Annotated in this window: 18 protein-coding genes; 5 read left to right on the forward strand and 13 right to left on the reverse strand. The window is 68.7% G+C overall.

Features of this window, described 5'->3' with window-relative positions; translation table 11 throughout:
• Positions 1–163 precede the first annotated feature (163 nt).
• On the forward strand, positions 164–1,861 hold the full coding sequence (locus O5O46_RS15010) for a PucR family transcriptional regulator (protein ID WP_269855921.1): 1,698 nt from the start codon (positions 164–166) through the stop codon (positions 1,859–1,861).
• Positions 1,862–1,945: 84 nt separating this feature from the next.
• On the opposite strand, the gene O5O46_RS15015 is transcribed toward O5O46_RS15010, so the two are convergent.
• The 11 genes from O5O46_RS15015 to O5O46_RS15065 all read right to left on the reverse strand — a co-directional run bounded on the left by O5O46_RS15015 (position 1,946) and on the right by O5O46_RS15065 (position 8,603).
• On the reverse strand, positions 1,946–2,308 hold the full coding sequence (locus O5O46_RS15015; protein ID WP_333482380.1) for a gas vesicle protein K: 363 nt from the start codon (positions 2,306–2,308) through the stop codon (positions 1,946–1,948).
• A gap of 1 nt (position 2,309) precedes the next feature.
• On the reverse strand, positions 2,310–2,537 hold the full coding sequence (locus tag O5O46_RS15020; protein ID WP_269855923.1) for a gas vesicle protein: 228 nt from the start codon (positions 2,535–2,537) through the stop codon (positions 2,310–2,312).
• Entirely contained in the window at positions 2,527–3,354 is an 828-nt protein-coding gene (locus O5O46_RS15025; RefSeq protein WP_269855924.1) for a GvpL/GvpF family gas vesicle protein, read from the reverse strand. The genes O5O46_RS15020 and O5O46_RS15025 overlap by 11 nt, the downstream gene beginning before the upstream one ends.
• Positions 3,344–3,715, reverse strand: a complete 372-nt coding sequence (locus O5O46_RS15030; RefSeq protein WP_269855925.1) for a gas vesicle protein — start codon at positions 3,713–3,715, stop codon at positions 3,344–3,346. Before O5O46_RS15030 ends, O5O46_RS15025 begins: the two co-directional genes overlap by 11 nt.
• 23 nt (positions 3,716–3,738) lie before the next feature.
• The gene (locus O5O46_RS15035; protein WP_269855926.1) at positions 3,739–4,905 is read right to left on the reverse strand and encodes an SRPBCC family protein; all 1,167 of its coding nucleotides are present in this window, start codon (positions 4,903–4,905) and stop codon (positions 3,739–3,741) included.
• A complete protein-coding gene (locus O5O46_RS15040) occupies positions 4,898–5,512 on the reverse strand; it encodes a hypothetical protein (RefSeq protein WP_269855927.1) in 615 nt (204 codons plus the stop codon). Before O5O46_RS15040 ends, O5O46_RS15035 begins: the two co-directional genes overlap by 8 nt.
• Positions 5,513–5,566: 54 nt before the next feature.
• A complete protein-coding gene (locus O5O46_RS15045) occupies positions 5,567–5,815 on the reverse strand; it encodes a gas vesicle protein GvpG (RefSeq protein WP_269855928.1) in 249 nt (82 codons plus the stop codon).
• 11 nt (positions 5,816–5,826) lie between these two features.
• Positions 5,827–6,540 carry a GvpL/GvpF family gas vesicle protein gene (locus O5O46_RS15050; RefSeq protein ID WP_269855929.1) on the reverse strand — a complete coding sequence of 238 codons (714 nt, stop codon included), beginning with the start codon at positions 6,538–6,540 and terminating at the stop codon, positions 5,827–5,829.
• A gap of 3 nt (positions 6,541–6,543) precedes the next feature.
• Entirely contained in the window at positions 6,544–6,978 is a 435-nt protein-coding gene (locus O5O46_RS15055) for a gas vesicle structural protein GvpA (protein ID WP_269855930.1), read from the reverse strand.
• A 32-nt stretch (positions 6,979–7,010) separates the two neighbouring features.
• Positions 7,011–7,328: a gas vesicle protein GvpO gene (locus tag O5O46_RS15060; protein WP_269855931.1), complete on the reverse strand. Its 318-nt coding sequence runs from the start codon at positions 7,326–7,328 to the stop codon at positions 7,011–7,013.
• Positions 7,329–7,853: 525 nt separating this feature from the next.
• Positions 7,854–8,603: a TioE family transcriptional regulator gene (locus O5O46_RS15065; RefSeq protein WP_269855932.1), complete on the reverse strand. Its 750-nt coding sequence runs from the start codon at positions 8,601–8,603 to the stop codon at positions 7,854–7,856.
• A gap of 58 nt (positions 8,604–8,661) precedes the next feature.
• On the opposite strand from O5O46_RS15065, the gene O5O46_RS15070 reads away from it, so the two are divergent.
• Positions 8,662–9,864 (forward strand): erythromycin esterase family protein, encoded by a 1,203-nt coding sequence (locus O5O46_RS15070; RefSeq protein WP_269855933.1) that lies wholly within the window; start codon positions 8,662–8,664, stop codon positions 9,862–9,864.
• Between the two features lie 739 nt (positions 9,865–10,603).
• Here the strand turns inward: O5O46_RS15070 and O5O46_RS15075 are convergent.
• Positions 10,604–11,509, reverse strand: coding sequence for a helix-turn-helix transcriptional regulator (locus O5O46_RS15075; protein ID WP_269855934.1), 906 nt, complete (start codon positions 11,507–11,509; stop codon positions 10,604–10,606).
• Positions 11,510–11,682: 173 nt separating this feature from the next.
• On the opposite strand from O5O46_RS15075, the gene O5O46_RS15080 reads away from it, so the two are divergent.
• The 3 genes from O5O46_RS15080 (at position 11,683) to O5O46_RS15090 (ending at position 14,072) form a co-directional block, all read left to right on the forward strand.
• Positions 11,683–12,288 carry a non-oxidative hydroxyarylic acid decarboxylases subunit B gene (locus O5O46_RS15080; RefSeq protein WP_269855935.1) on the forward strand — a complete coding sequence of 202 codons (606 nt, stop codon included), beginning with the start codon at positions 11,683–11,685 and terminating at the stop codon, positions 12,286–12,288.
• A gap of 87 nt (positions 12,289–12,375) precedes the next feature.
• On the forward strand, positions 12,376–13,797 hold the full coding sequence (locus O5O46_RS15085) for a non-oxidative hydroxyarylic acid decarboxylases subunit C (RefSeq protein WP_269855936.1): 1,422 nt from the start codon (positions 12,376–12,378) through the stop codon (positions 13,795–13,797).
• Between the two features lie 29 nt (positions 13,798–13,826).
• The gene (locus O5O46_RS15090; RefSeq protein WP_269855937.1) at positions 13,827–14,072 is read left to right on the forward strand and encodes a non-oxidative hydroxyarylic acid decarboxylases subunit D; all 246 of its coding nucleotides are present in this window, start codon (positions 13,827–13,829) and stop codon (positions 14,070–14,072) included.
• A gap of 279 nt (positions 14,073–14,351) precedes the next feature.
• Here O5O46_RS15090 and O5O46_RS15095 read toward each other — a convergent pair whose 3' ends face one another.
• The gene (locus tag O5O46_RS15095) at positions 14,352–14,810 is read right to left on the reverse strand and encodes an Lrp/AsnC family transcriptional regulator (RefSeq protein ID WP_269855938.1); all 459 of its coding nucleotides are present in this window, start codon (positions 14,808–14,810) and stop codon (positions 14,352–14,354) included.
• Positions 14,811–14,867: the final 57 nt, after the last annotated feature.

A 14,867-nucleotide genomic window follows, 5' to 3' on the forward strand; every position in this document is an offset into this window, starting at 1 on the left:
CTAGGGGGACAAAACGCACATAGTGGCTCACCCTCGCAGGTCAGGCCCCTTGCCTGACCAGGGCTCCTTCGCTGGCACAGAGGCCCGGCCGACCCGCGGTGCGCAGCCCGTACGGGCCCACGGGCCGCACGACCAGCGCCGCGCTCTTCGGGAAGGAGACGGCATGAATGCCATCCCGGTGAAGGGCGCGCCGCCGAACGCGTGGACCCAGCAGTGCCTGGGCAGGATGGCCAGCCTCTGCGAACTGGCGCCGACGATGTTCAACGGCCGGGACGAGAACGACGTCCTGAAACTCGCCGCGTCCTGGATCGCCTCACTGGGCAGTTCCCTGACCGCTGTGGGCTACTTGGCGCACGACGGGGAGCTGCGGCGTGGCGGGACCTCCGCGCTTGAGCCCGAGGACCACGCGATGGATGCCGGAGTACGCGCACTGGGCGGCCAGGACACCGCGCTCGACCTGCCGGGATTCGGCTGGGCCCGGGCCCTGGCGCTGCGGAACCGCAGTAGCTGCCTCGGCTACCTCGTCGTACGGTCGCCCACGGCCCCGGCCGATGAGGACACGCACCTCGTCACCCTCCTGGCACGTCAGACGGCCGCCGCGCTGGATCACGTCCAGGAGTGCGAGGGTGAGCGCGAGCGTGTGCGGCAACTGCGGCTGATCAACAACGGCGTGACCGCGGTCAACGCGTGCCTGCGGAGCGCCGTGGCCGAGCTCCAACGCCGGATGGTGATACACGAGGCGCTCAGCCGGGTCTCGGGCGAGGGCGAGCCGGGCATCGTGCGCCTACTGCACGAGCTGACCGGCTTCCCCACCCGGGCCGAGGACCGTTTCGGCAATCTGCGGGCCTGGGCCGGGCCCGAGGGCTCGGCTCGGCCCATCGGACTGGCCGCCGTGCGCCGGACGGCGGTGCTGCGCCGCGCCGAGCGCGAGCGCGGGCCGGTGCGCGACCGGGACCTCCTGGTCGGCGTGGTGCGATCGCGCGGGGAGGTGCTCGGCGTCCTCGTACTGGCCGACCCGCAGCACCAGGCGGGGGAGACCGAGACGTTCGCGCTGGACCAGGCCGGCACGGTGCTCGCCCGCGAACTCTCCCACGTGCGCAGCCTGGCTGATGCCGAACTGCGCATGCAGTGCGATCTGGTCGAGGACCTGGTGACCGGGACGGACGAGCAGAGCGCCTTCGCCCGGTCCGAGGCGGTCGGCCACGACCTGCACGGGGCCCACCACGTGGTGGTCGTCAGGTGGACGGGGCCGTGGGGCGACGGAACGGTCACCGCCGCGGTCGGTCGGGCAGCCGCGGCAGGGCGGCACGACATCCTGCTGGGACGCCGGTCAGGCGCGGCGGTACTGATCGTCCGCGGCCCGGCCGTCGGGGACGCGTTCTACGAGGATGTGGCGAAGGAACTCGGCTCCGCCGACGGTGTGATCGCGGTCGGCGGCCAGTGCGACGCCCCGTCCGACTTCTCCCACTCCTACCAGGAGGCGCTGCGCGCCCTGCAGATCCGGCAGAACTCCCAAGACCCCCGCGGCCTGATCGCCTTCGACCGGCTCGGTCTCTACCGGGTGCTGCGCACCAGTGACCACGACGCGCACACCGAGCAGTTCGTACGTGAATGGCTCGGCCCCCTCATCGACTACGACCAGATGCACCACGGCGACCTCGTCGCGACACTCACCGCCTATCTGGAGAACAGCAGCTACGACACCACCGCGGCGACGCTGGCGATCCACCGCAGCACGTTGCGGTACCGGCTGCGTCGCATTCGGGAGATCTCCGGCCTCGACATCACCGATATCGAGGTCCGACTCAACCTGCATGTCGCGGCCCGCATCTGGAACGTCATCACCAGACCGCCGCTGTGAAAGCAGGACGAGGTTCCACCGGTACCCACCCGGCGGTGCCGGCGGGCCGCACGGCGCGGCCGTCGCGGGGGAGGGCGGCTGACGTCAGCCTCCCGACTGACCGGAAGGGGCGCCGAGCACCGGCTGGTCACCGGCGCGCGGCAGCAGCGAACCCAGCGGCCCGAGGTCGAGGTTGAGGTCCTCCATCGTCAGCCCGTAGCGACCACACAGCTCGGACATCCGGTCCTGCAGGAGCATGAGCGTCATACCGACCCGCTCCTCCTGCTCCTCGCTCAGGTCACCGACGTCGACACGATGGATCGCGGTGCGCTCCATGAGCTGCCGGAGCAACTCCACGACGGTCAGGACAAGCCTGACCAGGTCGCGTTCCACGGTGTCAGGGTCCAAGGCGAGTCGTTCGGCAGCCCCACCGTCTGGGCGGGCGCACACTCCGGTCGGTTCACGCATCTCAAGGCTCCCAGCCGCCGACGGTGCCATCAGTGATCGATTCGATGACCGCGCGCAGGTTGATCCGTACCAGGTCCACGTCGGCGATGGACAGCACCAGATCACCGGTCAGGACCACACCACCGGCCAGCAGACGGTCCAGCAGGTCGATGAGCGCGACATGCCGACCCACGAGGGCGGTGTCTGCATCGCGGACCGGCGCGCCCGGCACGGTCGGTTCAACGTCCATCGTTGTCTTCGGTCGGCGAGCCGTCGTGAGCGTCCGTCGTGGCGAAGGAGTACGGAGCCCACGGCCCCGTGATCTCGATCCGCACCCCAGCCGCGTCGGCGGCCTGGGACCGCACGGCCCGCTGGAATCGCGCCGTGTGCTCAGAGGGCACGAGGAACGCGTAGTTCGCCACGTTCTCACCCTGCCCGGCGCTGACCGGACCGTCCTGCTGTGGGCGGTGCTCAACTCCCGCACTGGCGACCTCCCTTGCGGCACCGGCCACCCGGGCCGCGACCGCGTCCGCCGCGCGCAGTGCCTGTTCGTGCGCCTGACGTCGGGCGCGGCGCTGCCGGAGGTAGTCGCGACCGGGACTGGAGCCGACCGAGACGGTGGCCACCGGCGCTGCGGCGGTGGTGGGCGCGGCCCCGGGGTCGGCGTACACCTTCACTCCCCACTCCACATGCCCCTCCAACTGCTCAAGCAGCCGCGCGAGGTCGTGAGCACGCTCGCGCAGCATGTCCGCGACCCGCGCGTCGTCGAGGAACACCGTGGCCAGCCGCATGGGCAGTACGGTCGTGTGCTCCCACGCCGCGGCCACCACGGCGTGGTGGGCCCGGGCGATCACCTCCAGCTGATCGAGGCTCTCCAGTTGGTACTTGACGCCCTCTTCCGTGAACTGCTCGGCGGGCACGCTGGACACCAGCGCGCCCAGGCCGCCCTCGCAGACGGTACGCAGCCCGCGGTGCCCGGACGCGGCGGCGCCAATGGTGGCGGCTGATTCGAGCGCCGGTCCGCGCTTCCCCACGGCGTAGACGTAGCTCACCCGGTCATCGCTCATCTTCGATCTCCCTGGCACGCAGCCGACTCACCTCGGCTCGCAGTCGCTCGTTCTCCACCGCGAGTCGCTCGTCCCCCGAAGTCACCTCGGGGTCGCTGGTACGGGCGCGAGAGGAGAGTGAGGGGTCGTGTTCCCACCAGTCGATTCCCATCTCCTTCGCCTTGTCGACCGAGGCCACCACCAACCGGAGCTTGATGGTCAGCAGTTCGATGTCGAGCAGGTTGATGCGGATATCGCCCGCGATCACCACGCCCTTGTCCAGGACCCGTTCCAGGATGTCCGCGAGGTTCGCCGCCGAACCCTGCCGGTCGTAGGGCGACATGCGCTCGGAGGCGGTGCGGCCCTGAAGCAAGTCAGCCATGTGTCATCAGTCCCATCGGCTCGTCAGCGTCGGCCGGCGTCCGCCGCCTGACCGCGACGACCGGTGTCGTCCCGTCGCTCCGCTTCGCCAGTGTCCTCGTCGTGTTCGTGCCGGTTGGGTTCCTCCTCCTCGTCCTCCTCATCCACCAGGTCGCCTTCCGGGTCGTCGGCGTACTCGTCGTCCTCGGATAGATCGTCCTCGTCCGCGCCCATGTCCTCGTCGTCGAAGTCATCGACGTCGTCGAACCGCTCCGCGTCCTCCGGCTCGTCGTCCCGCACCGCATCATGCGGCGTGTCGACGTCGACCTCCGCGTCGTCCTCGGCCTGCTCCTCAGCCGGGTGCTGCTCAGCGGACCGCTCCTCGGCGTCCTCGTGGTCCCTGACCACCTTGCCGTCGCGTATCTCGCCGCGCCAGCCGTCGGTGGCCTCACCGCGCAGCATGATGAACTTGCGGTAGAGCTTGAGATCCAGGCGTGCCCGTCGGCCCTGCGCCCGCCAGATGTTCCCGGTCTTCTCGAACAGCCCCTTGGGGAAGTACTCGATGACAAGCAGGACGCGGGTCAGGTTGTCGCCGAGGGGATGGAACGTCACGACGCCCTTGATCGTCCCCTTGGGGCCCGATGTCGTCCAGGCGATCCGCTCGTCGGGGACCTGCTCGGTGACGTTCGCCGTCCAACTCCGGGTGGACTTGGCCACCTTCACGGTCCAGTTGCTACTGGTGTCGTCCGTCTTCTCCACGCTCACCACGCCCTTGGCGAACGTGCTGAACTCCTGGAACTGCGTCCACTGGTCATAGGCCTCGCGGGCCGGCACACCGACGTCGATGTCCTCGGCGATCGTGACGCTCTTGGACTTGCCCCCGCCGCCCTTGCGGCCCTTGCCGAAGAGGCCCTTGACCTTGTCGGTCAGGGCGTCCTTGAGGTGCGACTTGCCCAGCGCGGTCACCGCCTGCGCGGGTGTCTTCCCCTCGCTCAGCGCCTTGCCGCCCTTCGCCAGACTTGCGGCGAGCCGTCCGGAGCCCTGCCCCGGCTCGGCGAGCCTGCTGATGCCCTCGCCCAGCTTGTGGCCCAGGTCGGCCAGCGCGTGTTCCGCGCGCGCCTGCAGGTATTCCTGGAGTTCGTCCTTGAGCCGGGCGGTGGCGGGGTTCTGCTCCAGCAGCTCCCGGACCTTCGTCGTGGTGGACTCAGTCATCGCCGCCCCCACGCTCACTGGTCCTGCGCGTGCCGCGGCTGGCCGTCTTGCGGCCGGCGTTCGCGGTCCTGCGCGCCGCGGAGCTGGTCCTGCGCGCGCTGGAAGCCGCGGTGTCGCTCGCGGACTTGCCAGCGGTACGCCGGGCCGTGCCCGACGCCGAGCCGGCCTTGGAACGTGTGGCCCGGGGAGACTTGGCCGCCTTGCGGCGGGGGGACGAATCCGCTGCGGAGGAGTTGCTCCCGCTGACGCCTTCTCCCTGCCCGTCGTTGCTGTCGGCCGGGTCGTCACGGTCGTCGTCCGCCGCGCCGCTGGGTGCGTCAAGCTGGAGGGTGCGCTCGTGGAGCGAATCGGCAAGGCCGTTGATCCGCTTGGCCAGGGCGGCGGAGGCGGCGGACTTGGTGGCGTCCACCAGTTGGTCGCGGGCCTGGTCACTCAGGCCGCTGAGCACCGGGGAACCGGCGATCATCTTGTTCAGCCTGAGGGGTTCAAGGCGCAGCTTGCGCCCGGCGAGGAACATGCCCAAACCGATGGCCATCTTCGCCTTCTTCGTGCGCCCGAGAAAATACCCGCCGACCACGGCGAGGCCGATCTTGGCGTTGTTCATCATCTGTCGTCCACCTCGTTCTCCTTCGCTTTCACGGCGGTTCGCGCAGGGGATGTGCTACGCGCCGCCGGGGCGACGGAGTTCGAGCCACTCGATCTGGTCAAGCAACTCGTCCTCCAGTCTGTCGAATTCGGCCTCATCGATCTCACCGTCGAGCAACCGCTGTTCCAGGGCGGCCAGTTGCCGCCGTAGCGGCGCCGGATCGTGACACTCCCGCTCGGCGGTGAGCACCAATTGGTCGATCACCCACACCGTGCCTTCCACGGGGGCGAGCGGAAGCGTCAGAATCCGCGTGACGAGTCCCATCACCAACAGCCTCAGACGAAGCTGTACGGCGGCAAAGGGCCGTGCAGGCTCAGCGAATACGCCGGTCCGCGGCGGTCGGCCTCTTCCCGCACCGCACGCGAGAACGACTCCATGTTCTCCCGCCTCACCAGGAACGAGACGTTCAGGAAGTTCGAGTCCTGCTGCTCGGCGGCGTGCTGGCGTACCGTGAGGGATGCCAACCGGTCCACGATGTGCTGGGCCTGAACGGAATTACGGTGCTGGATTTCACGGGACAGCAGTTCGCCGAGCGCGATCTTCTGGTTGCGCGCATCGGGGTTCTCCCGGGTGAACTCGTTGAGCTGACGCGCCTCTTCCGACTCCGCGATGATCTCCCGCAACAGGTCGTCCTCGTCGCGGGAAGCCTTCAGGTTGAACTCCAGGCAGCCCTCGAGTTCCTTCAACCGCTCCAGGTAGGCGTCGCGCTGGTCGTCCAGCGCGGTGAGCACCTGCTCGTCGTCCGGGGCCACCAGGCCGAACCGCATCGGCAGCACCGCTCCGTCGGCCAGCAGCCGTTCCAGCACGTCCTGGTGTGCGACGAGGTCGCGGCGCTTGGCCCGCAGTCCGGCCGGGGCGTCGCTGACGACCGCGCTGAGCGCCTGCGTCCCGAGGGCACGCAGTTCGCTGGCCGGATCCCCAACCCCCTTTATGCCCTTGAGCCGCAGCGGGTGGTCCGCCGACGTGATCGCGTAGATGTAGGTCGACATCGCTCAGTCCTCCCGCCTGCGTGAGGTCCGGCGGCTCGATGACGCCGTGCTCCTTCGTTCCGGCTGCTCCTCGGGCTCCGAATCGCCGGCCCGTTGGAGGGAGTCGCTCAGCGCCTCCACCGCTCCGGTCAGCGCGCCCTTGGACTTGCCCTTCGCGCCGCTCTCCGTCGCCTCGCCGACTATGTCGGTGAGCTGCGTCGGCGCCTTGCGGCCCGATTCCAGATCGAGGCGGTTACACGCTTCGGCGAACCGCAGGTAGGTGTCGACGCTGGCGACGACAACGCGCACGTCGATCTTGAGTATCTCGATGCCGACCAGGGAGACGCGTACGAACGCGTCGATGACGAGCCCCCGGTCCAGGATCAGTTCGAGGACGTCGTACAGATTCCCCGAGCCGCTTCCGCCTGCTGTTGAATTCGATTGCGGTACAACCGTCATATCTCCTTCGCCCTCCAGGTTCCCGCGTTTCGTCAACGGTCCAGTTGACCTCGCGCATATCGGCGGGTCCGCTCGTAGCTGATGAGTTCGCCGTCGCTGTCGAGTGCCACCCGGTAGGAGGCCATCACACTCGTGGTCTCCGGGATCCGCTCGACCTCCACGACTTCGACGTTCGCCGACCAGCCGGCCTCGGTGGCTTTGACCGCGGATACCTGAACCGTCTGGCACTGCAGTAGTTCGCCGAGTTGACGTGCGGCGGCCCGCATCGCCGTGGACAACGAGATCCCGTTGTCCCGCGGCTTGCGCTGTTGACTTTCCTTGTTGTTGGCCTTGTGATCTGTGGTGGTCATGCTTCCGCCCAATCGATCACGCATCGCGTGCTGTGCCGACCCTTGTTAGCGAGTTCTCGTCGGCTGGCCGAACGCCTGCCCGAGCGAGCGGAACGTATGCACCGCACGCACGACGTGGCGCGCATCGCCGTATTGCCCCGCTGGTTTGAGACGGCGGGGCAATACGCAACGCCCTAGAAGCGCCTCAAAGCATGCGGGATGTTCTCGTGCCGTTTCAGTGGATTCGATCCTCCGGGCGAGGCCGAACTGGAGCGCTGCCGCTGGCCGGCACATCGGTGGCAGTTCGCGCGCTGAGCCTTCTCCGAGCCGATTGGCGCCCCTGCGGTCGTCTGGCGCCGGGCCTTCGCGAGTCGTTGTTGCCGACCGTCGGAGCGCCGTTGTGGCGGTCGAGTTGCTGTCTGGTGAGCGGTCGGGCCGGTGTGGGGCGTCTCACGGGGCGCCGTACCGCGCGGAGTTGGATCCGTACCGCTTCGCCGAGCCGGAACCGCTGGTGACTGCCGTTCTCTTCGGCCGGCGACCGAAGTCTCATCCGCGCTCGCGCAGGTACGCCTCCAGCTCGGCGGCACCGGTCAGCATCGCCCGTCCCCGGGCGCACAGCCGGCCGCGCCACTCGCACAGTGCGGCCTCCAGCGGCTCCAGCCCGCCGGCCGCCCGCACCTGGGCGATCAGCGGGGCGATCTGCTCCAGCAGGTAGCCGCCCCGCCTGAGCTGGTGGGCCAGCCGGGCGTCCCGTACGTCGGCCTCGTCGTAGAGGCGGTACCCGCTCAGCGGGTCGCGGCGCGGGCGCACCAACCCGGCGCGCTCCCATTTGCGCAGCGTCGCGGGCTGGATTCCCAGCTTCCCCGCCAGCGGCCCGATGAACGTGCCACCGGGCCCGGACACCGCGCCCGGCTCGGATCCCACACCGGGTTCGCAGGCCGTGGTGGGATCCAGATCGCGGAGGGCGCTCTCCACGGCCTGGAGGGTCCGGCGGTCTTCGAGGAGCTGGGCGTGACTCTCGTCGATGAGGCGGAACGCCTCCTCGGCCGCGCCCTGGTTCACCGCCCGCATGATCGACGTCGCCGTCTTGTGGCCGTGGCCGGGCACCAGGGCGAGGAACGCGCGCAGGGCCGCCGCGTGCAGCGAGGTATAGGTGCGGTAGCCGTGGGATGTGCGACCGGCGGCCGGAAGGATGCCAGCCTCCTCATAGTTCCTGATCGCCTGTGTGGACAGACCGTGCCCACGCGCCAGATCAACTGGCCTGAGCCGTTCACGACTTTGAGACTTTCGATCCATGGCCCCGCCGCTATCACGAAAAAGTTTCAACCGAAAGTTCAACGATACCGTTGAAGGCATGGATCCCGACATCAAGGCCACCACCCATGCCGTCGAGGCCGCCGCCGTCATGAGGCTGCTGCCGGCCCGGCCGCGGTTGCTCACCCTGGGCGAGCCCACCCACGGCGAGGACACTCTCCTCGAACTGCGCAACGAGCTCTTCCGGCAGTTCGTCGAGCAGGAGGGCTACCGGACGATCGCGATCGAGAGCGACTGCGTGATGGGCCTGGTCGTGGACGACTACGTCACCTCGGGCACGGGCACTCTCGACGAAGTCATGGAGCACGGCTTCAGCCACGGGTTCGGCGCGTCCGCGGCCAACCGCGAGCTTGTGCGCTGGATGCGGGCCTACAACGACGGCCGGCCCGCGCCCGAGCAGGTCCGCTTCGCCGGTTTCGACGGCCCGCTGGAGATCACCGGAGCCGCGAGCCCCCGGCAGGCCCTCACCGCACTCCACGGCTACCTCTCGGCCCGGGTGGACTCGGACCTGCTTCCCTGCACCGCGGAACTGCTCGACCATCTGCTCGGCGCCGACGACCGGTGGACCAATCCCGCCGCGATGATGGACCCGGCCCAGTCCGTGGGACAGTCGGCCGAGGCCAGCCAACTGCGGCTACTCGCCGACGATCTAGTGGCGCTGCTCGACCACCAGACGCCGCACCTGATCACGGCGACCTCGCGGGACGACTGGGACCGGGCACGCCTGTACGGGCGCACCGCAACCGGCCTACTGCGATACCACTACCGCATGGCCGACACCTCACCGGCCCGCATGACGCGGCTTTGCGCACTGCGGGACTTGATGATGGCCGACAACCTCCTTGCCGTCGCCGCTCGGGGCCCAGCACTCATCCACGCCCACAACTCCCATCTCCAGCGGGAGAAAAGCACCATGCAGTTGTGGGAGGGGCAGGTGGACTGGTGGAGCGCCGGCGCGCTGGTGAGCGCGCGACTCGGCGAGGAGTACGCCTTCGTGGCCACGGCCCTCGGCACGATCCGGCACCAGGGAGTGGACACCCCGCCCCCGGACACCGTTGAAGGGCTCCTGTACGCGCTCCCGGAGGACCGCTGCGTCATCGACGCGTCGCGGCTGGCCACCGCCCTCGACGACATGCGGCCCGCGCCCCGCCGGTCCCCGTGGTTCGGCTATGCCCCGCTTGACCCGGCCCACCTGGCGGACAGCGACGGCATCGTCTTCGTCAAGGACGTCCCGCAAAGTTAGTGTCCCCATCAGCAGTCCGGCCTGTCAGGGCGCCTGGGATGCGCGGGGGCGTCCTGACCGCAACGGCGAACACGACGCGGCGGCCACTCCTGCCGGATGGCCGCCGCGGCCGGGGCATGCCGGGGGGCGGTCGGCGTGTCGCAGAAAGAGAAGCGGAACGAGTCGTCGGCTGCGGGAAGGCTGCCATGCCGAGTGCTGATCCGCTCCTGTTCACCGGCGCCGCCGGTGGCGTCGGGGGTGTGGGTGGGAAGGCCTTCAGGGAGTTGCGCGAACACGGGGTGCCGATGCGAGCCCTGTGTGGCGGCCGCGGCCCTGGAGGGCCGAGTGCTCGAACTTCTGGTCAACATCTCACAGATGACTGCCTATCAGCGGTTAAGCCTCGTCAGCCGCACGGAGTTGCACCAGCAGCGGCTGCACCGGCTCTCCGAACACATCCTCAACGGGGCCGGGCTACCTGTCATCCACATCTGGCCGACGGTGTTCATGGAGAACGCACTCTTCGGCAGGCTCGCCGTGGCCTCCATCCAACGCGACGACACCATCCGCCTCCCGTTCGGCACCACACGCACCTCGCCGGTGGCCGCACGCGATGTGGCCGAGGTGTCAGCCGACCCGCGGAGCCTGGCCAACCTGTCCGCCCGCCGACAAGCCCGCGGGCGCGCATTGCTCGCTGTGCGAGACGCGGCTGACGGCTCCGGCAAGTGCCTGGAGTCCTATGTAGCCGTAGGGCGCGAGGGGATCAGTGTCCTGCGGGGGGCTCGCCGGTCCGTGCGCGGGCGCGGAAGGCCGCCGGGGTCTCATGAGTGCGGCGGCGGAAGAACTTGGTGAAGACCGTGGCGCTGGAGAAGCCGAGCCGGTTGGCAACCTGCACGGGGGAGAGGTTGGTGTGGACCAGGAGGCGCTTGGCCTCCAAGGCGGCGCGGTCGTCGAGGTACTGCTTGGCGGTGCGGCCGGTGGCGGCCAAGCAGGCACGGGTGAGGGTGCGGACGCTGTAGCCGAGGGCTGTGGCGTAGTCCTCGACGCGGCGCGTGGTGGCGAAGTCGCGTTCGATGGCCTGGTGGTAGCGGTGGAAGGCTTCGCTACTGCCGTCGGGGCAGGGCCGTTGACGGTTGTGGAGGTGGCCCAGGCGCAGCACGAGCGCGGCCAGGAGGTGGCGTACGAGTTCGATGTGCGCGTCGATGGACAGGGCGCCGATGCGGAGGTAGGTGTCCTCCAGCAGGCCGAGCGTGGTCTCGAGTGCGGTGCCTTCCTGGGCGTCGGGGATGAGTGGGCCTTCAGGGTAGGGAGGGTCCAGGCGGGCGGCGGAGACGGTGGCGGCGTCAGCGAAGGCCGGCATGAACAGCAGGACCGTCCCCTCGGCGCGGTCAAGGCCGCCGCGGAACCGGTAGACCTGGCCAGGGCGGATCCACAGCCAGGCACGGGCCGGCACCACGTACTCGGCGTCGTCCACCCAGCAGCGCAGGGAGCCGGACTTCACGGCGATGAGGTGGTGGAAGGCGGCCCGTAGTGGCTGGTGCAGGCCCAGGCGGTGGCTTTCGGCGCGCTCGGCAAGCCGGGCGAAGTCCCATACCTCGACGCCCGGTGGCCCCCCGGGAGACGGCCGGAACGGAACCTCGATGATCTGAGCCTGTCCGTTTTTGTCCATGGTGTGTCCCCAGCGTACGCCGGACTGCCCGGCACGGCACCTACCGTGGAATGCGGCGGAGCCTGGCCATGGCCTCACATCTGTGGTGGTCGACGTATTCGTCCGTGCTGTTCGTGTGACCGAAATATTCCGCAGTGGGCCAGTGGTGAGTAGACGTGGAGGAGCCGTACATCATGCGACTGATCGTGGGCATGACAGGAGCGACGGGCGCGATCTTCGGCGTGCGCCTGCTGGAGAACCTGCGCCAGCTGCCCGAGTTGGAGACCCATCTCGTTCTCTCCCGGTGGGCGCGCACCACCGTCGAGCTGGAAACCGGCCTGTCGATGCGCGAGGTGAGTGAGCTGGCCGATGTCACGCACAGTCCCGAGGACCAAGGGGCGGTCATCTCCTCCGGCTCCTTCCGGACCGACGGGATGATCATCGCGCCCTGTTCGATGAAGACGCTGGCCGGGATCCGGGCCGGCTACGCCGACGGGCTGATCGCCCGCGCCGCGGACGTGGTTCTCAAGGAGCGCCGCAAGCTGGTGCTGGTCCCCCGTGAGACGCCGCTGAGCGAGATCCACCTGGAGAACATGCTCGCCCTGACGCGTATGGGGGCGCAGATGGTGCCGCCCATGCCTGCCTTCTACAACCACCCGGCGTCGGTGGACGACATCGTCGACCACGTCACGGCCCGCATCCTCGACCAGTTCGGCCTCCCCGCGCCCGCCGCCAAGCGGTGGGAGGGCATGCGTGCCGCCCGCGCGCAGCAGCCCACCCGGGGACTCACCATCGCCTGACCCCCGGCGCCTGCGTGCCCGAGCATCCACAGACATTCACCGGCACGCTCCTTTTCCCAAACCCGCCACAGCCCAAAGGAGTTCACTATGGCCTACGACGACCTGCGCAGCTTCCTGCAGACCCTCGACAAGGAGGGGCAGTTGCTGCGCATCACCGAGGAGGTGATGCCGGAGCCGGACATCGCCGCCGCCGCCAACGCCGTACCCCGCCTGGGCGATGCCGCTCCCGCCCTGTACTTCGACAACGTCACGGGCTTCACCGATGCCCGCATCGCGATGAACGTGCACGGCTCCTGGGCCAATCACGCACTCGCGCTCGGCCTGCCGAAGGAGACGGGAACGAAGGACCAAGTGCAGGAGTTCATCCGCCGCTGGGCGAAGTTCCCCGTCAAGCCCGAATACCGCGAGATGCCGCTGTGGGCCGACAACAGCGTCGAGGGTGACGACATCAACGTCTTCGACATCCTGCCGCTGTTCCGCCTCAACGACGGTGACGGCGGCTTCTACATCGACAAGGCCGCGGTCGTCTCCAAGGACCCCGACGATCCGCAGAACTCCGGCAAGCAGAACGTCGGCATCTACCGCATCGAAGTCAAGGGCAAGCGCAAGCTGGCTCTCCAGCCGGTGCCGATGCACGACATCGCCCAGCACCTGCGCAAGGCCGAGGAGAAGGGTGAGGACCTTCCCATCGCCATCACCCTGGGCAACGACCCGGTGATCTCCATCGTTGCCGCCACCCCGATGGAATACGACCAGAACGAGTACGAGCTGGCCGGCGCCCTGCGCGGCGCGCCCGCCCCGATCGCCAAGGCTCCACTGACCGGGCTTCCCGTGCCCTGGGGCTCAGAGGTGGTCATCGAGGGCGTCATCGAGGGCCGCAAGCGGGAAATCGAGGGCCCCTTCGGGGAGTTCACCGGCCACTACTCCGGTGGCCGCAACATGACCGTCATCCGCATCGACCGCATCTCCCACCGCACCGACCCAGTCTTCGAGCACCTCTACCTCGGCATGCCGTGGACCGAGATCGACTACCTGATGGCCGCCAACACCTGCGTGCCGCTGTACCAGCAGCTCAAGCGGGACTTCCCGGAGGTCCAGGCCGTCAACGCCATGTACACCCACGGCCTGGTCGTCATCGTCTCCGTCAAGAAGCGCTATGGCGGTTTCGCCAAGGCCGTCGGCATGCGCGTGCTGACCACCCCGCACGGCCTCGGCTACGCCGCCACCGTCATCGTCGTCGACGAGGACGTGGACCCCTTCAACCTGCCGCAGGTCATGTGGGCGCTGTCCACCAAGATGAACCCGTCCGACGACCTCGTCGTCGTCCCCAACCTGCCCGTGCTGGAGCTGGCCCCCCAGGCCAACGCCCCCGGCATCATCGACAAGCTCATCATCGACGCCACCACCCCCGTCGAGCCCGACCGCCGCGGCAACTACGGCAACCAGGTACGCGACCTGCCCGAGATGGGCGCCTGGCTCACCAAGCTCCAGGCCCTCGCCGGCCGCTGAACCCCGTACAGCACGAAAGGATTTCCGACATGGAAGCGCAGAACACCATCTGCCCGCGCTGCGCGCACGAGACCATCGACAAGGTCTACACCTCGCCGGTGCCTGGTGCGTGGGACGTGCTGCAGTGCGCCCAGTGCCTGTACACCTGGCGCACCAGCGAACCCCCTCGCCGCACTCAGCGCGACGCCTACCCCGACAGCTTCAAGATGACTGTCGAGGACATCGCCAACGCGCCAGAGGTGCCCACCATCCCGGCGCTGCGGCCCACCGCGTGAACGACGTTTGTAGGCTTAGCGCGAGAGTCGCTTCGGCAAGCACCGTGCACTCGGTGAAGCACGAACTGTCCGTCCACGTGCGCAAGATCGCGCCGAAGTGGAACGGCGCCACTCCGCAGGGGGCGACGAAGGGCGAGGCGCGCCCCGCACGATGTGGACACGTGGTGGGGACAGCACGTGTACCGGCGGGTCAGCAGTGCTGGCGAGGGGCGGCGCGTGCGCGACTGGTCGGCTGCCGGATCCGGTACTGAGGCCAACCGCGCGGTCCCGCGCCGCAGATCATGAGTCCAACTTGATCTTTCGCATGGTCAGGTGGGAAGTGATCCGCAGGAGACCGGGGAGTCCGCTGAGTTTGCCGGTCAGGAAGGCCTCGTAGGCGGCGTGGTCCGCGACCGCGACGCGGATGAAGTAGTCGGGGCGTCCGAACATCCTGCGGAACTCGATGACTTCGTCGTAGGAGGTCACGGTCTCCTCGAACTCCTCGATTGTCTTGCGATCGTTGGCGTAGACCTCGACGTCGACGAGTACTTCCAGGCCGCGGCCGACGGATTCGGGGTCGAGCACGGCGCGGTATCCGGCGATGACGCCGATGTCCTCCAGACGCCTGACGCGCCGAAGACATGGCGGCGGCGTCAGCCCGACCCGCTTGGCCAGCTCGACGTTGGTCAGCCGACCGTCCTGACGCAGATGAAACAGAATTTCGCGGTCGATGGCATCGAGGTCGCTTTCATTGCCCATAGAGCCAGCCTAGGGCCATTACTTGGAACCATGTGAGTCGACTTTCATTCTAATATT

Source organism: Streptomyces sp. RPT161 (genome assembly GCF_027533845.1).
GTDB classification, from domain to species: Bacteria; Actinomycetota; Actinomycetes; order Streptomycetales; family Streptomycetaceae; genus Streptantibioticus_A; species Streptantibioticus_A silvisoli_A.